We start from the raw sequence: 20,322 nt of genomic DNA, 5'->3' as shown, positions 1-20,322 counted from the left end.
GCAGTTATATGTTTAATTTTCCCTTAAACCGCTGCGTAAATACCGTGCAACCGATTGCGCATTATTTGGGGAAAACCTGAAAATATTGTTTCCAACCTCAACTAATAGGCCAAGGCAACAAATTTTATCTAAATGTTGCATCATTAAAAAATAGATTTTGACCATTATCAATACAGCTAATGACGGTAGTCATCCCCCGGACAGAATAAAATGGAAAACTTGTAGGTAAATAAATTATGCCCATCCCTAAAACATCAAAAGCATTTCTAAGCGAGGCCGGGGATATGGCCCGGTTTACGGCAAAATTCTTCAAACAAGGCTTTAAGCCGCGATATGAAGTCGCTGAATTTATGCACCAATGCTTTGTAATCGGGTATAAATCACTCCCGCTGGTTGCCTTAACCGCATTTATCCTTGGATTGGTACTTACCATGCAATTAAGGCCATCGATGGTGGATTATGGCGTTGAATCCCAACTGCCGGCTATAGTAGGCATTGCTATTGTCCGGGAAATTGGCCCGGTGATTACAGCCCTCATTTTCGCTGGAAAAATAGGCAGCAGCATCGGTGCTGAACTGGGTTCGATGAGGGTAACCGAACAGATTGACGCAATGGAAGTGAGTGGCACAAATCCATTCAAATACCTGGTGGTTACCAGGGTTTTGGCTGCCACATTAATGCTACCGGTACTTGTTATGCTGGGTGATGCCATTTCATTATATGGTTCTTATCTTGGCGTAAACATCCGCGCGACCACCAGTTTTAATTTATACTGGACGCAGGTCTTTGACAACCTCGAATTTTACGATGTTGTGCCATCTTTTTTAAAAAGTTTCTTCTTTGGATTTGCAGTAGCCGTTGTTGGCTGCTATAAAGGATATAACAGCAGCAAGGGTACGGAAGGTGTAGGAAGGTCTGCCAATTCAGCGGTAGTGGTATCATCGGTGATGATATTTGTGATTGACTTACTGGCCGTACAGATTACAGATATTTTTGGTTTTAATTAATAATCATGACCCAGGAAAAACAATTATTACAGGCAGGCAATCTTTTGCAGCAGGGCCATATGCTGGTTATTTCACACCTTTATAAATCATTTGGCAATAACCATGTACTTATTGATTTTAACCTGGAACTGAAGAAAGGGGAATCCGTTGTTGTCCTGGGAAAATCAGGGTCAGGAAAATCCGTACTGATTAAATGCATTATCGGATTATTGAAACCAGACCAGGGCAGGATTGAAGTATTTGGTGAGAATATTCCGGATATTAATGAAGACGAGCTTGATCAAATAAGGGCCAAAGTTGGGTTCCTGTTCCAAAGCAATGCCCTCTATGATTCGATGACAGTGCGCGAAAACCTTGAATTTCCCCTGCGCCGCCATTGGATCCAGGTTGCACAGGACGAGGTCAATAAAATGGTGCAGGAAGCCCTGGATGATGTAGGACTGGCACACACAGTAGACATGATGCCGGCAGAATTATCGGGCGGTATGCGAAAGCGGATAGCCCTGGCCCGGACACTTATCCTGAAACCGGAAATTATATTGTATGATGAACCAACGACCGGACTCGATCCTATTACCGGAAAGGAAATTATTGAGCTCATGGTAGAAATACAACACAAATACAATACAACTTCACTAATCATTTCGCATGATATGAATTGTGTGAAAATGGCGAGCAATAAGGTGGTGATTTTGTTAGAGGGAAAATGTTTCGCAATGGGTACTTATGACCAACTGAAACAAAACAATGATCCAAAAGTTAAACAATTCTTTGAATAAAAGACGCTTATGGCAAAACGTTTAATGGATAATGCAAAACTGGGCATTTTTGTGGTGTCAGGATTATTATTCCTGGTGCTTTTACTTTATATGATTGGCAAGAACAGGAATTTATTTGGATCCACTTACGAGCTAAAAGTAAAATTTGAAAATGTGCAGGGGCTAATGACAGGCAACAATGTTCGTGTTTCCGGTATTGAAGCAGGAACAGTTAAAAAAATAAATATCCTTAACGATACTACCATTGAAGTAACCCTGCTTATTGAAAAGAGAATGCAAACAATCATCCGTAGAAATGCCATCGTATCTATTGGTACGGAAGGATTGGTAGGCAATAAGGTCGTCAATATTGTGCCTTCGCGCGAACCGGCAAACCTCGCGGTTGAAGGCGATTTTTTATCCTCCCAGAAAAATGTGGACACGTATGAAATGATACAGACGCTTTCCAAAACCAATAACGATGTTGCTGAAATTGCTACGGGATTAAAGACCACCATACAAAAAATAAACAGCAGCAGTGGATTATGGGCATTACTGAATGACTCTACCATTCCAAAAAACCTGAGAATATCTGTAGCTAATATTAAAGTAGCTACCGGAAAAGCAGCTGGTATGGCCAACAGTTTAAATGAGCTGGTATCGGATGTAAAAAGCGGTAAAGGATCTTTGGGTGAAATTTTAAAAGATACCGGTATCGCTTACAACCTGAATGAAGCCATACTAAAGATCAATAAAGTTGGAAGTGAAGCAGATTCCCTGGCCAGGGAAGTCAGTGAACTTATTGACGGTGTTAAACAGGATATCAATTCCGGAAAGGGCACGGTGAATTTAATATTAAGAGATTCTGTGGCCGCAGCAAAACTCAGTGTAAGCCTCGACAATATCCAAAAAGGTACAGATGGCTTTAACCAGAATATGGAAGCATTAAAACACAGCTTCCTGTTAAGTGGCTATTTCAGGAAGCAGGAAAAGAAAAAACAAAAGGCTGAAAAAGCCGATTCGCTGCCCAAATAACAAATAATACCTTTGTTTCAAAAGGTCATTTCAATCATTTCCCCTGGCTTTAAATTAATTTTCCGCTCTAAAGCCTCAAACAGTATTGTAGTTTCTCCGCCAGGCTTTGACGATATTGTTGCATGCTGTAAGTGTCCATCTTTCCACTTCATGTTAATTACATACCCACCCCTGGCGACCAGGCCTTTTACCTCACCCTCGGGCCAGGCTTTCGGCAATGCCGGCAACAATCTTATACTGCCTTTATGTGACTGTAAGAGCATTTCAGCGATTCCGGCAGCGCCACCAAAATTGCCATCGATCTGGAAAGGCGGATGCATATCGAATAAATTGACATCCGTTGATTTCGCCAACAGGCTTAACAGGTTTTCATAAGCTTTATCGCCATTCAATAGCCGCGCATAAAAACTGATGATCCAGGCCCTGCTCCAACCCGTATGTCCCCCGCCGTTAGACAACCGCCTTTCAAGTGATGCCTTTGCCGCCTTGAACAAATCTGGTGTTGCCGGACTGAATTCTTCCAGAGGGTACAGGCCTAATAAATGCGACATATGCCGGTGACCAGGCTCGACTTCGTCAAAATCCCGAACCCACTCTTGTATGCAACCTTTCGAATTAATCCTGATTGGGGGCAGTTGTTTTTGGGCCGCCCTGATCTGTTGTACAAAATCAGGATCGGTCTGCAATATACCGGCGGCCTCGGCGCAATAATCAAAAAGTGCATTGGCAATCTCTACGTCAATGGTTGCCGAATAGGTAAGCTGGGATTTCTTTTTGGCAATGGGGTCATAGAAAGTATTCTCGGGCGAATGAGAAGGATTGGTCACCAAATAACCTTCCGGCGACCTGGTCAGAAAACCCAGTACGAATTCTGCTGAGCCTTTCATTAATGGGTAGGCCGTTTGCCTTAGATAGGCAGTGTCCCTGGTGAACAAAAAATGCTCATATAATGGAAATGTCATCCATGGCCCATTCATCGGTGTGATACCCCAAACCCCGTCGGCAACGCCCGTACGGCCAAAGGGATCAGTGAGGTGATGCAAGGTCCAGCCTTTTGTGCCATATGTTTCATGTGCAGTGGCAGCTCCCGGAACTGCAATTTTTTCCATAAAATGCGCAAGTATCTCACTGGTTTCTGCAAGGTTACAATTTTCTGCCAGCCAGTAATTCATCTGCAAATTGATATTGGTATGGAAATCGGCATTCCATGGCGCTGCCAGTTCTTTATTCCAAATCCCCTGCAAATTAGCAGGTAGTACTCCTGGCTTTCGCGATGAGCTCATTAGCAGGTACCTGCCATACTGAAAGTACAAAGCCTCCAGCCCATTATCTGCACCGCCTTTCTTCACTGCTTCCAATCGTTTATTGATAGGTATATTTTGAAATGCATCTTTTCCAAGTTGCAGGTCCACCCTGTTAAACATAAGTTGGTACTCCTGCAAATGCCTTTGCAATAATGTTTCCCAGGAAAATTTTCCTGCCTGGTCAAGAATTTTACCAGTAATTTTTTCAGGTTGTAAAGCCAGATCTATATCCAGTTTTTCAATATTGTAATCTGTAGCTGCCGTAAGGATGATTAATACCTGCTGCGCATTACTTATAATCAGTTTGTCGCCCTCAGCCACAATTCTTCCTTTATTTATTTTCACCCTTAATTCACCATTAAACCGCATATGCGCTCCACCCGGACCTTTTTTTGGGTCTTCCCTGTCAATAATCTGGCCTTTTAAGGTAATGCTGCCATCATTACCTGCCATGGAAACTGCATCAATTTCCCTTTTCAAACTAATGCTGGCATTAATTAATCCGTGTTGTTCAGCATCGAGTTTAATTACCATACAATTATCCGGCGCCGATGCAAAAACCTTTTGGGAATATTTATTTCCAGCAACACTAAAAGTAGTAGTGGCTATACCTGTTTTAAGATCGAGCTCACGGTTATAACCAGCAGGTTTCTGGCTCCACCTGTAATCAATTAACAGGTCACCAAGGGGTTGGTAGCTGCGCACTTCAGGGGGCGTACCAATAAAATATTGTTGCGAAATCGCATCAGCTTTTTCGTAGTCATTATTAAAAATAGCTTGTTGCAGTTCCTTTAAATGTTGTAAGGCAGCCGGATTATTATTATTTATTTTGGAACCAGCCCAGATACTTTCTTCATTTAACTGGATTCTTTCGCGAACAGGATTACCATAAACCATTCCGCCCAAACGACCGTTCCCCACCGGCAGGGCCTCCTCCCAACGGTTCGCTGGTTTATCATACCAAAGCGTTAGTGGTTTATGCGGATCGCCAGCAAATACACAATAATAAAAAAGTTGCGCGGCCAACGAAAAAATCAAGTGCTTCAATGATAGGCGAGTCATATTTATAACAGTAATTAATTCAATTTACGGATTTGCATATCAATCGTGGAAGCTTTTGTTTTGGCCTCATCCAACGGCAGGCCAACAGGCATTTCCGGCCGGGTATGTTTTGTTGCTGTAAGCCATGCATCTTTCATAATCAATTGCCGTTCAGCAACCAGTTTGTAAATGGCTTCCCCATTTTTTTGATTCGCATATATATCCTTTACCTCATTTGCATCGGCTACATCCTTTTTGAATCCCAGGTACAACAAAACCTGTTTGGCCATGATCCAGTGACCTAATTCGCCGGGATGCACACCATCATCAGCCAAAACAAAACCTGGATTAATCTTTCTATTTTCTTCAAGGAACATTGCCATCGGGAAATGAATATCGGCAACTTCCCAGTGCAGTGAATCCCTTTGCTGTAATAACCATGTTGAATAATAATCGAGTACGCTGTTATATCCGGCAGCTCCGGCCCGTTTGTCATCATATACTGGCGGTGTGAGGTGAATAATTCTCGCACCCGTTTTTGCCAGCCGGTTATGCATCCATAGTATACCGTCCCTGAATTGCTGAAACCGCTGCTGGTCCAGTGGAAGGTATATGCCATCATTCATACCATAACAGGCAAAGACAATGTCGGGCTGGAGGAGTTCCAATATCCTTTCGAGACGTTCATGCAAATCCGGGCGTGGAAACCGGCCATCCGCATGGTTAGGCTCTGAAAGTCCCGATACTGTTTCGCTTGGAAGCCCTACATTAATAAATTCAAATTGTTGTTTGGGAAAATGGGTTATATAATATGTTTCGATGTCGGTAATATAATTGCCCTGGTAGGTGATGCTATTGCCAAGGAAAAGAATTTTTTTTATTTTCTGCTTATCTGATGAAACCGGATTTTTTCTTATTTGTGCAGGGAAGACAAAAATGAAGCTGAATACAGAAAAAAACAACAGGAAATATTTTTTCATGGCGCTAATTTAACCGATACTTATTAATTGAACCCTAAGATAGTTTATTGGCTCCCGGTTTTTAACAGGTATAAAACCACCCTGATAACAATCAAAAATCCCGGTGATTCCGGTCATTGCCTGTGAAATTATCAACCCTCACCTTTATATTATATTAATATGCTATGACACATTCAGTATCAGATTATTATTTATCGGAATTAAACGACTGGATCAGGGCTATTGAATTTTACGAGGAAGAAATTGAGGAAATGGAAGATAAACTGATGGAGGTAATTCACCAAAACACCATACCAAACCTTGCAGCCAATGCTGAACATTTCATGAATACCTTAAACAACCAGAAAATAAGCTTCCAATTGCTGGAAAAAGAAATAGATGAACAGGAAAAAATCCTTCTAAACAATGATATACCGGTTGAAAAAGAGGCAATAAAGCCAAAAATAAAAGTCCAGCAAAATACAATAAGAGAGAAAATGCAGGAGGCTGAAAAGAGTTATATAGACACTAAATACAGCTGCTATAATTTCCTGTCCGGGCTGCTGAATAAATAACCTTCAATGAATAAGGAATTCCATAAACAAGTTAGTATCCGGATTGGGAATGTGGAATTGGGGGGTGAACTTACAATTCCCGACAATTCCAGGGGAATCGTTATTTTTTCACATGGCAGTGGAAGCAGCAGGTTTAGTCCGCGGAACAGGATGGTTGCCCGATACCTTCACCAATACAATTTCGCAACACTTCTATTTGACCTGCTCACCCCTGAAGAAGACCTGTTATATAGCAACCGGTTTGATATAGACCTGCTATCCGGTCGCCTGATCGCCGTTACAAACTGGCTGCAAAAAATTCCTGAAGCCAGTGGCCTTCAACCTGCGTATTTTGGTGCCAGTACAGGTGCAGCATCAGCTTTGAAAGCGGCTTCCCTATTACCTCGTGTAACAGCCATTGTTTCAAGAGGCGGTCGGCCTGACCTTGCCGGTGACAGGTTATCAAAAGTATCCGCACCAACCTTACTAATTGTTGGCAGCCGTGATACCGATGTTTTACAATTAAACCAGGAAGCCTATCAACAATTAGCAGGTATAAAAGAGTTGCAGGTTGTGGAAGGAGCCACTCATTTATTTGAGGAACCAGGCACAATGGAAAAAGTTTGTGAACTCGCAGCCAGGTGGTTTGAGAAATATGCTACCCTTTCTGCATATTCTGCTTCAGGTAAGCTATAAGTTTATTAAGCGTATCAATTTTACCATAGTCTTCTTCAGGGATTTCAATACCAAGGTGTTCATCCAGGGCAACAATAAATTGCAAGGCATCAAATGAATCCATTTCCAATACCTGGCGTATATTATCATCAGGTTGCAGGGTTTCGGGATTACTGTCCGGGGCCACTTTCTTCAGCATTTTCAGGATAGTCTGTTTCAGTTCAGGTTCGTTCATAATTCTTCAGGTTTTAATAATTGCTGCTTTAATTCATTGAGGAACCGGCTTCCGGTCTGGCCATCCGTTGCCCGGTGGTCTGCCGATAAAGTAATATGCATAACCGGACGGACGTCCAGCATTCCATTTTCTGCCCAGGGTTGTTCCGTTATACTTCCAAAGCCAAGAATCGCCACCTGCGGCGGATAAATAATGCCAAAAACCGTTTCAACGCTTCCTTCACCCAGGCTCGTAACCGTTATTGTTGACGCACTCAATTCTGAACTTCGAAGTTTTAAATTCCTTGCCCTGGGAATTATATCAGACAACAAGGCCATAATTTCATCAATTGATTTATGGGCAACATCAAGAATTGCAGGGATCATCACTCCGCCCTTGTGCAGGGAAACAACAAAGCCGATATTGATCTCATTTTTCAATTGCAGGCCATTTTCCCAATATGCATTCAGTTCTGGAACAATGGCCAATGCTTTTGCAACAGCTTTTAACAAAACTGCCGCTGGAAGCAGGCGATTCTTTACTGTCCTCTTTTTATTTTCCGAAGCCAGCCAATCTATCAAATGCCGCATATCAACCTTCGTTTCGAGGTAATAGTGCGGAATTTCCCGGTTTGATTTACTCATGGCCGCTGCAACAGCCATGCGGATACTATCAGCTGGCTGTTCGCGCTTTTCCGCTGCAGCACTAAGTTTCAATCCTGCCGCCCTTTCAACATCTTCTTTTGTAATTGCACCACCTTCACCAGTACCTGTTATTGCCGATAAATCAATGTTCTTTTCAGCAGCAATCCGTTTAGCCAGTGGCGATGCCCTGATATGTTCGGCTACGGGATAAACTGCAGCAGGCTTCTCAATGGTTGGCACAGCCTTTTCCCCCAGGGGCCTGATCAGCGCCATTACAGTTCCTACAGGCACTTTCTCATCTTCCTTAATGAGCAATTGATCTACAATACCTTCATCAAAAACTTCAATATCAATTAGTCCTTTTTGGGTATCCACCTGGGCTATTATATCGCCCCTTTTAACCTTATCACCAGGTTTAACCAGCCAGTCGCACAGGGTACCGGCTTCCATATCTGCTCCCAGGCTTGGCATTGTAAATTCAATCATGTTGCAGTATTTTCTTCACCAAAAGCATAATATCTTCTTTTTGCGGAACAGCAGCATCTTCCAGGTGCTTCGGATAAGGAATAGGCACTTCTATGCCGCAAAGGCGCTGTACAGGGGCATCAAGGTCATAAAAACAATTTTCCATTATCCGTGCTGAAACTTCTGCAGCTATTCCACCGGAGCGCCAGGCTTCTTCAATTATAAGCACCCGGTGTGTTTTCCTTACGGAAGAAATTATGGTTTCCATATCAATTGGCCTTAGCACGCGTAAATCGATCACTTCAGCATCTATTCCTGCGGCAGCCAGTTCATTGGCAGCTTCCAGCACCTTATAAACCGCTGCACCATAGGTGACCAGCGAAATGTCTTTACCTGTCCTGCGCACCTTACAGGAATTAATATCTACCGCGCCCGCATCTGCAGCAATTTCAGCCTCCATATTTAACAGGAAGGTATATTCGAATATAATTACGGGATCAGGGTCTTTCAGGGCAGTAAGCAACATACCCCTGGCGTCATCGTGCGTTCCGGCTGAAACAACTTTCAGACCGGGAATATGCGCATATAAAGGTTCCCAGCTGTGGGAGTGCTGGGCAGCGAGTTGCCTTCCAATTCCACAGCCCATCCTGATAACAACAGGTACATTTAATTGTCCGCCCGACATATGCAATAAGGTCGCAGCATTATTCACGATCTGGTCCATAGCCAGCAAACTGAAATTAACGGTCATTACTTCTACCACTGGCCGCATACCGTTTAATGCTGCCCCAATTCCGGCACCCACAAAACCAGATTCAGACAGGGGCACATCCATGATCCTTTCAGGACCGAATTCCTGCAACAGGCCTTTACTTACTGCAAAAGCCCCTCCATACCGGCCTACGTCCTCTCCCATCAGGAATACTTTTTCATCTTCCTGCAAAGCCTGCCTCAGTGCCTGTTTGATAGCTTCCCGGTAAGTGAGCTTTATCTTATTATTTTCCATTTACATTATATTGATTCATCCGAAACCGCAGTTTTCCATCTTATGAGATGGGGCAGAGTACTTACTGCAAGATTGATTGTTGCTGTATCGATTTTCATTTTCTCCATTTGTGCCTTCACCAATTTTTTCATTTCATCTAATGACATATTGGGATTAACGAAAGATCCGTTTTGATAACAGTAAGTGCAGTATTCCTTATTCCTGGAACCATCCTTTTCTGTACCCATAAGTTCAGGCTTATCTATCGGCATGCTGCAACTCTGGCAAAAATTCTTGTTTTCCATAAAAAATATTTTGGTTAATAATTCATATGATTTAAACTAACGTGCCGGACTATTCACAAAATTTGTCAGCTGATCCACCGGCTCCCAGGTACCAGCTTCCGCAAAGTCAACTGCTTCCCGGACTTTCACTTCCACTTTTTTTGAAAGCTCATCAATATCGTTTTGGGTGATTGTGTTATCCTTCAGGAGAGTTTGCTGAAGCTTGTTTATGGGATCCTGCTTTTTCCATTCTTCCACTTCATTTTTCTCGCGGTATAACTCTGCATCAAACATGGAATGCGCCCTGAAACGGTATGTATTGCACACCAGGAAAAATGGCTTTCCACTAGCCCTTATTTTTGCAATGGCCCCTTGTGCAGCCTTTTCTACTGCCAAAACATCCATACCGTCTACTACTGCAGTGTCAATACCGTAAGCCGGGCCTTTTTTCTCCAGTTCAGTAACAGCATGGGAGAACCGAATTGCTGTACCCATGGCATAAAGATTGTTTTCACACACAAACAAAACAGGCACAGACCACAAAGCAGCCAGGTTCATCGCTTCATGGAACTCGCCTTCTGCTGCTGCCCCATCCCCAAAAAAACAACAGGTGATGTTTTTTTGCTGCTTTTTCTTATCAGCTAATGCCATGCCCACAGCAACAGGTAAATGACTCGCAACTATCGCATTGCCACCAAAAAACTTCGTCTTCGCATCAAACAAATGCATTGATCCACCGCGGCCTTTGCTGCATCCTTCCTGCTTACCATACATCTCTGCCATAATCGAATTGGGATCAATGCCCCGAACCAGTGCCTGTCCATGTTCCCGGTAAGTACACAATACATTATCCTGCGCGGACAAAGAAACCATAACGCCTGTTGCAACTGCTTCTTCGCCAATATACAAATGCAGGAAACCGCGAATCTTTGTTTTGGTGTACATTTCTGCTGCCGCTTCTTCAAACCGCCTGGTGAGCATCATTTTGTACAGGAGATCAAGGCCATGATCGCGACTTAATACTGTTGCTTCCAGTGTAGATAAATCACCTTCCGGCAATCCAAGTTCCCTTGCTTTTAACAAGCGCCTCAATGTTTTACCACTTTTTGTTTTTGGCAAAGCATCAATAAAAGCGATCTCTTTGGGGGCTACCGCCGGACCCATTTTTTTCCGGGCAAAAGCCATAATATCCATCTGGGTATTTTCATTGGCAACAATGCCAGGTTTTAAAACAATAAATGCTTTTACCAATTCCCCTATCACTGGATCAGGTTTGCCAATTACCGCCGCTTCAGCCACAGCTTCATGTTGCAACAGGTTACTTTCCACCTCAAACGGACCAACCAGGTGACCTGATGTTTTAATAATATCATCCGCCCGGCCCTTAAACCAGAAATAACCATCGCTGTCTATACTGGCTAGGTCACCGGTAATATACCATTCCCCGCTAAAGCACTTGTTATAGCGCTCTTGCTCATGTAAATAATTCCGGAACATCGAAGGCCAGCCTTTTTTCAGAACCAGTTGACCCTGCCTGCCAGGTTCGCTGATCAATTGAAGACCATCAGCTGTAATTTCGGCAATAGCTGCCTCTATACCGGGCAGCGGCTTCCCCATTGAGCCAGGTTTTACAGGCATTGCCCGGAAATTGGCAATCATGATACCACCCGTTTCTGTTTGCCACCAATTATCCATGATAGGCATCCCAAATGTGCGTTCACCCCATTTCACTGCTTCAGCGGGAAGAGGTTCACCAACGCTGCAGATCAACCGAAGTGCCCCAAGGTGATATTGTTCCCTTGCCTTGATATTCATCCGCATTAACCGGTGAATGGCAGTGGGCGCGGTATACCATACATTCACTTTGTGTTCTTCCAATATTGAATACCACCTTGCTGCATCAAATTCTTCTTCATCAACGATATTGGTTATCCCGTTTACAAAAGGCGCAATAATTCCATAAGATGTGCCCGTAACCCAACCCGGATCAGCTGTACACCAAAAAATATCCCCTTCATGAAAATCGAGCACGTATTTACCGGTAACATAATGCATGTAAACCGCATTATGGACATGCAAGGCCCCTTTCGGCATACCAGTGGTGCCACTGGTGAAATGCAGTAATGCCGGGTCTTCCGGCTGGGTAGGCGGAATGGTGAATTCATCCGGTGCTTCATTCAAAAGTTTCGGCAGGGAAAGAATTTTCTGATCAGTATGCTGGTCCGCATCAGTCAACATAATGAATTGGATTGAAGGCAGGCGTTCCAATAATTCCCGGACTTTTTTTTCAAACATAGCAGTGGTTGTTACCAGTACTTTAGCTTCGCCCTTACTTAATCGTTGAAAAACCGGCTCGGGGCCGAATACTGAAAACAAAGGACAAAAAACAGCTGTTGTTTTGAGTGTGCCTAATGATGCAATATATAATTCAGGAACCCTTCCTAATAAAGTGAATACCCGCTCCCCTTTTTGAATACCCAATTTCACCAGCATATTGGCGAAACGGGAACTTTGCCGCGACATATCATCATAGGAATAATCTTTAATAGTCCGGTCCTTGCGGATCCAACGAAGTGCGGTGGTATTTTTCAACTTTCCTCCGGCGTGTTTGTCCACCGCCTCATAAGCAATATTCAATCCTTTATTATCCGGCAGGCCGGAAATATATTTACCCTCCCGGGCCCAGGTGAAAGATTGCCGGAAAGATTCGTAGTCAGACAGATTTGGCGAAACAGGTAATGAAACAGCAGATAATGACTCTTCCATATTGTAATATTTTAACGCCTTTAACCCATGATACTTAGTGTACCAATTTAAACCGTATAATGCTGTATAGCCCTGATATTGGTCATGAGATAACAGGAATTTTGTCATATTGCTGCAACAGGTTACCGGGAAGATGGAACCGGGCTAAATATTGGGAACTGGTTAATTACCAAAAATGCATTCATTTCCAGAATCGAAATGATTTTCAGTAGAAGGCCCCCTATGCCAGGAGTGATTTGATTTTGAACAAAACCCCGGCACAAAGCGATAATATTATTTTCTTTTATGAACCTTCAACAGGAATAACCTGGAAAAAAGGTTTCTTTCCAATTAAAAATTTTGTACCCTTTGGGAAAATGCTTCTATGCAGGTAGATCAGCAACACCATTAAGCAGGGGACCCCTGCTATGATCAGCACATCGATCCACAAACTGTACAAGGTATTGATCCGGGCATCTGTTGGATCATGTTGCAGGTACCGAACGGGTACAGGTTGTCCTGGTGTGTAAACCAGGTCATCCTGCCCATTGAACCAAACAGTATCCTTACCCGTTGAACTAAAACTGATTACAGGGTAAGTGCTGGTCAGCTGACCGTTTATAGTTTTCCCCATAAACCGCATTTTGCCGATGGTTGTTGAAGACTGGGCAATCCAAATTACCCGGTTTAAAAAAAACGGAATAAGAATTAAGCCGAAAACAATCCCGAACAATTGATTTTTACTGAGCAGCATATCTGCTAAAACTAAATAATAAGTGCCAAAAAAAGGTGCCCTTCAGCACCTTTTAACTCTTTATAAATCCTTACTGTTATTTTTTCATAGCAGCATTAACAGGAACACGGTCAATATATTGGATCACACGGTCAACCTGGTCATTAGCATTAAAATGCATGTCGGTATGAAGCATCTGGGTCATTTTTCCACCAGATTTATATTTGGTACTTACCCTATACCAACCCAATAGCCAAACACCGGGCTGTTCAATACTCTGCGGCTGATTTACCCTTAAAGGCAAAAAGATCAAATTGCTGAAAGAAATGGAATCAATTACTTCTGTCCTGCGTTTCTTCCAATACGCGGTTATGGCAGGTTTACCAACAATGCTATCGCCATTATTCCACATAAACACTGCATTGTCGGCATAGGCGCTCACCCAACCATCAACATCCCCGTTGGTTAAAGCAGCAAGAGCACTTTTTCCCAGTTCAGTATACTTGGGATCAGCGAATTCAGCAGGTTGTTGCGGTTTTGCTTCTGTAACTACCGGAGGCTCTTCCTTTTTTTCCTCCGGCTTTGGCGTATTACATGAGAAAACCAGGGGAGCAAATAAAGCCCATACAAATAACTGTTTCATACTTTTTGTTTGAAATTGATTAATTAAAAAATCGGGAGTACGAGTTATTACTTTGGGGGTATTGCGGAGAGAGGACGGTTTAATGAATATAAGTAATTCATTGAAATTTTACAAGTAATCCAGCAAAGTGGAAATTCCTCACGAAAATGACCACTTGCAATAATGCACAAAAATACCCAGCCGGTTGATTATTCTACATGTATAAAGGGTAATGTCGCTCCGGGAATGCCCACTTTCGATACTTACATACGGCTTAAACCGGGCTTCATCCCGGCACTTTAAAAGCAATACTCTCCGTTCATCCTCCGTTCATCATCCGTAAATCATCCGTAAATATTATAGGTATAAAGGATAGCCGTATTATAAAGCTTGCCTATAGCTTTCCTGAAGCAATAACAGGACCAAACTCATTTTAAGGCAATAGAACTAAAAGTGCTGGCCGGATGAGGCCCGGCCACCCCGGGAAATCTCATAAATCCTGCCAATTTTTAAGAACAAAAATGAAAGTAAATTCCAGAGGATTGTTTGAAGTAAAACAGGTTGGTCAACCTGGTGAAAATACCAGGTAAAGCAATTTTATCCGACAAAATGGTGAATGACAAAATGCAGCTAATTAAAACATTTGGAAGAAAACGCAAGTTTTGTATAATTCGTTTATTTTTAAGGCCAAGGAAATGGTGTCTTCCTATTCAACCGTTCTTCCCGCAAGAGCTAATGGCGCCTACAAATGTTGCATCTCGGCCAATCAGGCCATTAAATTATTTGTAGGATGAACAAACCAAAATATTCATTTGAGCAGCTTTTTATCGCCAGGCAACTGATCCGCTGGACCATCCTGATTCTTCCCGTTGCCATTTCCATTGGCTTATTAGTAGCATTATTTTTATGGCTTTTGGATTGGGCTACCAGTAACCGCTGGATGCATCCCTGGCTTATCTTTTTACTGCCCCTGGCTGGTCTCTTTATTTATTGGTTGTATGCTTATTTTGGAAAGAACGCAGCCGCCGGCAACAACCTTATCATGGATGAAATCCATGAACCGGCTGAAGGGGTTCCGGCAAGAATGACACCACTTATTTTAACCACTACGGTTATTACGCACTTATTTGGTGGTTCAGCCGGCCGCGAAGGAACAGCCGTGCAAATGGGGGGAAGTATTGCCGCACTATTTTCCAGGTGGTTCAGCCTGCACCACGAACGGCAAAGGATATTGCTGATGTGCGGCATGTCGGCCGGCTTCGGCGCTGTATTTGGCACACCTGTTGCCGGTGCTGTTTTTGCCCTGGAAGTTTTAACGATCGGCCGGATAAAATATGATGCACTCATCCCCTGCCTCATTGCCAGCATTGTTGCTGACATAACCTGCAGGTCAACTGGTATTTTACATACGCAATACCATATTGCGCCTGCTGTTGTAACCAGATTTATTCCCTACCTGGCTTTCGACCTGGTACTTTTGCTGAAAGTAATTATTGCCTCTGTACTATTCGGTTTGGCCGGATTTGCTTTCGCAGAGTTATCCCATACCATTAAAAACAAAAGCCAGAAACTGATCTCCCCGGGATGGTTAATCCCAGTAATCGGAGGAGCCTTGATTATTGGTATCAGTTATGCTCTAGGCAGCTTCGATTACCTTGGTTTGGGCGTTACCAATCCGGGTAACGGAGTAAGTATAGTCGGAGCATTTTCGCCGGGTGGGGCCGGCAGTTTCAGCTGGTTTTGGAAGTTGTTACTTACCGCCATAACGCTGGGAATGGGCTTTAAAGGCGGTGAAGTAACACCCTTGTTTTTTATAGGTGCAACGCTGGGCAATACACTGGCAACTATTTCCGGTGCTCCAGTGGATTTATTTGCCGCTCTTGGTTTTATTGCCGTATTCGCCGGTGCCACCAATACCCCCCTGGCCTGTACAATTATGGGTATAGAATTATTCGGCGGGGAGCAGGCAATTTATTATGCTATTGCCTGTTTCACGGCATATTATTTCAGTGGCCATTCGGGAATTTATGCCGCGCAAAGAAAAGGCGTTTCAAAATTACACGCTCACCTTTACCACTAAACGAAATAGTGCCATATTAAACTGAAGGCGCCGGCACCAGGGATCAGAAAGATTGCTGTGAATTTAGACCTGAATTTTATTTGTATAATAATACTGGCCGCAACAATTGCAAGCGCCATCCAACTTGTAACAGTGGTTAACAATAATTGAATGGCGGTTACACCAATTAGCCCAATAACCCCCGCAGTAATACCATCCAGCAAATTATGTAAAGCAGTATTGGCGATGAGTTTTTCCATTGCACCATGGCCTGCAAGGGTAAAAGAAAATGCCGGAAGGAAAATAGCAATAGTAATCAGGACGGCACCTGGCCATCCTCCGCCAAAATAGCCAACAAAAGTGGAGAAAATAATGAGGGGTGCGGGGAGTATACCCGAAAGTGCAATGCCATCGAGGAACTCTTCATTGCTCATCCACTTGTTTTGTACAACTGCATCCCGCTGAATAAATGGAATGGCGGTATATGCCCCACCGAAAGTGAGCAGTCCGCCTTTTAATCCAGTCAGAAATACTTTTCCATAAGCCTGGTTATACGAAGTGCTTACAATGTGTTGCTGCTGTTTTTTTTGTGACCACGGAAAACCATTTTCCTTTACCTGGAAACCCATGGATGTTAACCAGATTATGGCAATTAAGCCAGTAACCAAATATTGTTCTTTTTGCCAGGCTGCATAGGCCAATCCAGCAACCAACAACACAATCACAAAATGGACACCTGTAAAAGAGGCCATTGCGCTGCACAAAGCAATGACCAGCAAGGAGGCATTAGTAACAGTATGTTTGCCAATACGGTATACGGCAAAAAGAATCAGAGCAACAACAACTGCCTGAATTCCTTCAAATAGAATTTTAAAAGTGGGTGATTGCAAACCAAAATGGATATACAGGGCAGTGCAAAGCAACATCAATAAAAATCCGGGTAGCATAAACGCCAACCCGGCCAGGAAACCACCCCATCGGCCTCCAGCCTTCATGCCGAAATAAACGCAAAGCTCATGGGCTTCCGGTCCTGGTAATACCTGGTACACCGCTAATGCCCGGTTGAATTGTTCCTTGGTTACCCACTCCTCTTCTTCAACAAGCTCTTTCCTGATCATGGCTATTTGCGCCACGGGTCCGCCCCAGGCCAATAAACCGAATTTCAGGAAACGCAAAAAAATCTGTGTGGGCGTTTGCTTTATCATCAAACAGCATGTTTTGGTAATAAGACCAAATATAAACTATCGGATCAAATTAACCCTACCGTTTTTATAGACTGTTTGATTGGACCCTGCAACTGTCATTTCGCACTTCCAGACATATAAGCCCGAAGCGGCAGCCTGTCCATTGATGGTTCCATCCCAACCATTCCGGAAATCATTAGTATGGAAAACCAGCTGCCCCCACCGGTTGAAGACCCTAAGATCGTAGGTAGACAACGAATAAGAGCTCAAAATTTTAAATGTTTCATTAATGCCATCATTATTGGGTGTAAAGGCTGTCGGGAAGAAGAATCCGCATACCCTTTCCTGGATAAACACACTCGTCGAAACAGACTCGCAGGCATTGCTTACCGTAACAGAATAATTGCCGCCTTTTTTTACCAGGAAGGTGGGTAAAACTGAGCCATCCTGCCAGCGGTAGCTGTCGAAGTTACCTGGAGACAAAAGCAGGGAATCGTCTTTACAAAGAAATGCCGGAGGGCCCAGGTCGGGTGCCGGGGTTGGTGGTACCGCTATTTTAATGTTAGCGGATACGACCCGGCAATTTGATATGCCAATATTACCCGTTTGTGCTACAGCCAGCCGGTATAAATATATTCCCGGACTGCTGGTTGGCTTACGCTGAAAGCTGGCAGAGGTTTCGCCCGGAATATTGATCCAGTTCCTGCCCGTATCGCGGCTCAATTGCCACTGGTATGCAGCTGAAACATAACAAGGGTCAATGGTGGAATTGAATGTAAAAATATCAGGACTACCTGGACAAACGACTAACTCATTATCCGGATGTCCTTGTATGCCTACACTAATTGATGGACCTGCCGGGCGAAAAGTGATATCATCCAGGCCTAGGTCATTCCCGTTGCCGCCCGGTGCATTGTTACGCATACGCAGTACAATAGTTGAAATATCGGAAGGTGTAGTGAAATTAAAGCCGTATTGCTTCCAGTTCCCGGCCCGGTCTACTGGAATCTGGCCTGTATTATAAAGCCCTAAAGTATCGCCGGTTACAGTTTCAATTGAAAAAGTTATGTCGGGAAGTATCCCATTATTATAGAGCACATTGAGTAACCATGCTGCGAATTCATAGGTGGTACCCGGACAAAGCCCGTCTATCTTTTGAATAAAAAAATTACTGGGCTCATATGATGCATTAATCAACATAAAATAACCATTCGGATCACCGGTATGGTCTTTTGTTGTTAGCCAGGAATTTCCAAAACATCCTGATGTAGAATTAGTGATGGAATAATAACCGTCATTGGGGCATACAGATGCTACATATTGCAAATTGCTTGTAACACCTGCGGGTAAGGGCTTCCCAAAATTTCCACCAGCACCAAAAGTGATATTAACTATCGGATCCCCTAATGAACCAGTACATTGCTGCCCGTTAACCGAAGAAATTAATAAGTGAATAAGCAATAAGCTGCATGCCAGGCACCTGATTAGTTTCATTTTTAACAGCTTACTTTAAAAGAAGGAGTTGAATATCCAAATAACTGATAAATATACTCTTTACCTTAAATTCTACAAAACTGCCAGGACATACCAGCCAGGTAATGCTACTACCTGATTCCCAAAAATACTATGGAGTTCTAAAACAATAGTTATCCACATAAAAGGCTTACTGGCACAGATATTGGAAACCTAAGTTCACAATCCAGTACTTATGAAAAAGTTTATAACTCTTTTATCAGGCTTTACTTTTATTGCAGCCATCGTTTTCTTTGTTTCCTGCCAACACGAAACTATTGATCCCTGTAAAGGGATAACAGTATTGGTAACCGTTACCAAAAAAGATGCTTCAACTAAAAATGATGGTGTGATTACCGCAACCGCTACTGGCGGTAAAGATTTTCAATTCAGTCTTAATGATGGTGATTTCCAGCAAAGCGGCAGTTTTACCGGACTTTCTGCAGGCAACTATAAAATTGTAACAAAAAATTCATATGGCTGTACAGGAGAAATAGCTGTAAAGATCGACCAGAATAATATATGTGCAGGGATAACAATCACAGTAACTACAACTAAAAAAGACCCGGCAACAGGGCAGTCAAACGGGTCAATAACGGCTTCTGCAACTGGTGGATCAGGTTATACGTATAGTATTAATAATGGTGCATTCCAGTCAGGCAACAGCTTTACAAATCTTAAAGCAGGAACTTATACAATAACTGCAAAGAATGCTAACGGATGCACAGGAACCGTGCAAGTCGTATTAGTTGGAACTGATCCTTGTGCTGGCGTTAAAATTGGAGTTACAGCAACCAAAACAGATCCTGCGTCCAACCAATCCAATGGCACTATTTCTGTCTCAGCAACCGGTGGTTCAGGATTTACTTATAGCATTAATAACGGTACATTCCAATCAAGTGGAAGTTTCACTGGTCTTAAAGCCGGCACTTATACTGTGACTGCAAAAAATTCAAATGGATGCACAGGAACAGCACAAATTACATTAGGCAGTACTTCAGTTGATCCATGTGCAGGAAAAACAATTACAGTATCAGGAACAGCGGTTGGCGTTACGAATTGTACAACCACAGCCAATAACGGAAGTATAACTGTATCCGCTTCAGGTTCAACAGGTTTTACATTTAATATAAACGGTGGCACTTACCAGGCAGGAAATAGCTTTAATAATTTAGCAGCAGGCACATATACGGTTGGTGCAAAAGATGCGGCAGGTTGTGTAAAAACAACATCAGTAACCGTCGGGACTTTGCCTCCCGGCCCTTTATTTACTGATGTTAAAAACCTGCTGATCACAAAATGTGCACCATGCCATACCTCTTCAAGTTCTGGTGGTGTAAACTTTTTAACCGATTGTGAAATTGTAAGTCGGTGGAGCAGGATACAAACTACAACTACAAACGGATCCATGCCACCGGGCGCCCCATTAACAGCAGCCGAAAAATTGAAGATTGCCAACTGGGTAAACGCCGGACATACTTATAGTAAATAATTACATCCGAAAAACAAATTTAAAACCTTTACAAAGCCATTATCCTAACT

The 20,322-nt window shown here is 43.1% G+C and carries 18 protein-coding genes and 1 riboswitch; of the genes, 7 read left to right on the top strand and 11 right to left on the bottom strand.

Translation table 11 applies throughout. The features are described 5' to 3' along the window. Positions 1–236: 236 nt before the first annotated feature. Genes LAQ65_RS00615 through LAQ65_RS00605 form a run of 3 tightly spaced genes read left to right on the top strand, consistent with a single transcriptional unit; the run spans position 237 to position 2,800 of the window. The gene (locus LAQ65_RS00615) at positions 237–1,007 is read left to right on the top strand and encodes an MlaE family ABC transporter permease (protein ID WP_224114989.1); all 771 of its coding nucleotides are present in this window, start codon (positions 237–239) and stop codon (positions 1,005–1,007) included. A 5-nt stretch (positions 1,008–1,012) separates the two neighbouring features. Further along, positions 1,013–1,786 carry an ABC transporter ATP-binding protein gene (locus LAQ65_RS00610; RefSeq protein ID WP_224114988.1) on the top strand — a complete coding sequence of 258 codons (774 nt, stop codon included), beginning with the start codon at positions 1,013–1,015 and terminating at the stop codon, positions 1,784–1,786. A 9-nt stretch (positions 1,787–1,795) separates the two neighbouring features. Then, entirely contained in the window at positions 1,796–2,800 is a 1,005-nt protein-coding gene (locus LAQ65_RS00605; protein WP_224114987.1) for an MlaD family protein, read from the top strand. Between the two features lie 17 nt (positions 2,801–2,817). Here the strand turns inward: LAQ65_RS00605 and LAQ65_RS00600 are convergent, their stop codons facing one another. Beyond that, on the bottom strand, positions 2,818–5,166 hold the full coding sequence (locus LAQ65_RS00600) for a glycoside hydrolase family 95 protein (RefSeq protein WP_224114986.1): 2,349 nt from the start codon (positions 5,164–5,166) through the stop codon (positions 2,818–2,820). Positions 5,167–5,180: 14 nt separating this feature from the next. After that, positions 5,181–6,125, bottom strand: a complete 945-nt coding sequence (locus LAQ65_RS00595; protein ID WP_224114985.1) for an SGNH/GDSL hydrolase family protein — start codon at positions 6,123–6,125, stop codon at positions 5,181–5,183. A 164-nt stretch (positions 6,126–6,289) separates the two neighbouring features. Here LAQ65_RS00595 and LAQ65_RS00590 point away from each other — a divergent pair, with 164 nt between their 5' ends. Further along, positions 6,290–6,679, top strand: coding sequence for a hypothetical protein (locus LAQ65_RS00590; RefSeq protein ID WP_224114984.1), 390 nt, complete (start codon positions 6,290–6,292; stop codon positions 6,677–6,679). Between the two features lie 6 nt (positions 6,680–6,685). Beyond that, positions 6,686–7,354, top strand: a complete 669-nt coding sequence (locus tag LAQ65_RS00585) for a dienelactone hydrolase family protein (protein WP_224114983.1) — start codon at positions 6,686–6,688, stop codon at positions 7,352–7,354. Here LAQ65_RS00585 and LAQ65_RS00580 read toward each other — a convergent pair. The 7 genes from LAQ65_RS00580 to LAQ65_RS00550 form a co-directional block, all read right to left on the bottom strand. Beyond that, positions 7,317–7,568, bottom strand: coding sequence for an acyl carrier protein (locus tag LAQ65_RS00580; protein WP_224114982.1), 252 nt, complete (start codon positions 7,566–7,568; stop codon positions 7,317–7,319). The genes LAQ65_RS00585 and LAQ65_RS00580 overlap by 38 nt on opposite strands. Continuing rightward, positions 7,565–8,677 carry a dihydrolipoamide acetyltransferase family protein gene (locus LAQ65_RS00575; protein ID WP_224114981.1) on the bottom strand — a complete coding sequence of 371 codons (1,113 nt, stop codon included), beginning with the start codon at positions 8,675–8,677 and terminating at the stop codon, positions 7,565–7,567. The genes LAQ65_RS00580 and LAQ65_RS00575 overlap by 4 nt, the downstream gene beginning before the upstream one ends. Continuing rightward, a complete protein-coding gene (locus LAQ65_RS00570) occupies positions 8,670–9,662 on the bottom strand; it encodes an alpha-ketoacid dehydrogenase subunit beta (RefSeq protein WP_224114980.1) in 993 nt (330 codons plus the stop codon). Before LAQ65_RS00570 ends, LAQ65_RS00575 begins: the two co-directional genes overlap by 8 nt. Positions 9,663–9,667: 5 nt before the next feature. Continuing rightward, a complete protein-coding gene (locus LAQ65_RS00565; protein WP_224114979.1) occupies positions 9,668–9,946 on the bottom strand; it encodes a zinc ribbon domain-containing protein in 279 nt (92 codons plus the stop codon). 36 nt (positions 9,947–9,982) lie between these two features. Continuing rightward, the gene (gene acsA, locus LAQ65_RS00560; RefSeq protein WP_224114978.1) at positions 9,983–12,691 is read right to left on the bottom strand and encodes an acetate--CoA ligase; all 2,709 of its coding nucleotides are present in this window, start codon (positions 12,689–12,691) and stop codon (positions 9,983–9,985) included. A gap of 283 nt (positions 12,692–12,974) precedes the next feature. After that, positions 12,975–13,304 carry a DUF3592 domain-containing protein gene (locus tag LAQ65_RS00555; protein ID WP_224114977.1) on the bottom strand — a complete coding sequence of 110 codons (330 nt, stop codon included), beginning with the start codon at positions 13,302–13,304 and terminating at the stop codon, positions 12,975–12,977. A 196-nt stretch (positions 13,305–13,500) separates the two neighbouring features. Then, positions 13,501–14,046, bottom strand: coding sequence for a nuclear transport factor 2 family protein (locus LAQ65_RS00550; protein WP_224114976.1), 546 nt, complete (start codon positions 14,044–14,046; stop codon positions 13,501–13,503). A 661-nt stretch (positions 14,047–14,707) separates the two neighbouring features. Next, a riboswitch (Fluoride riboswitch) is annotated at positions 14,708–14,777 on the top strand. A gap of 38 nt (positions 14,778–14,815) precedes the next feature. Between LAQ65_RS00550 and LAQ65_RS00545 the strand changes: the two genes are divergently transcribed. Next, entirely contained in the window at positions 14,816–16,105 is a 1,290-nt protein-coding gene (locus LAQ65_RS00545; protein WP_224114975.1) for a voltage-gated chloride channel family protein, read from the top strand. On the opposite strand, the gene chrA is transcribed toward LAQ65_RS00545, so the two are convergent. Next, a complete protein-coding gene (gene chrA / locus LAQ65_RS00540; protein WP_224114974.1) occupies positions 16,102–17,289 on the bottom strand; it encodes a chromate efflux transporter in 1,188 nt (395 codons plus the stop codon). The genes LAQ65_RS00545 and chrA overlap by 4 nt on opposite strands. A gap of 36 nt (positions 17,290–17,325) precedes the next feature. After that, positions 17,326–18,762, bottom strand: a complete 1,437-nt coding sequence (locus tag LAQ65_RS00535; RefSeq protein WP_224114973.1) for a T9SS type B sorting domain-containing protein — start codon at positions 18,760–18,762, stop codon at positions 17,326–17,328. Positions 18,763–18,976: 214 nt separating this feature from the next. On the opposite strand from LAQ65_RS00535, the gene LAQ65_RS00530 reads away from it, so the two are divergent. Beyond that, positions 18,977–20,272 carry a hypothetical protein gene (locus LAQ65_RS00530; RefSeq protein ID WP_224114972.1) on the top strand — a complete coding sequence of 432 codons (1,296 nt, stop codon included), beginning with the start codon at positions 18,977–18,979 and terminating at the stop codon, positions 20,270–20,272. The last annotated feature ends 50 nt before the right edge of the window (positions 20,273–20,322 follow it).

It is taken from the genome of Flavihumibacter profundi (genome assembly GCF_020076305.1).
GTDB lineage: Bacteria > Bacteroidota > Bacteroidia > Chitinophagales > Chitinophagaceae > Flavihumibacter > Flavihumibacter profundi.
This window is presented reverse-complemented; position numbering and strand designations above follow the sequence as displayed.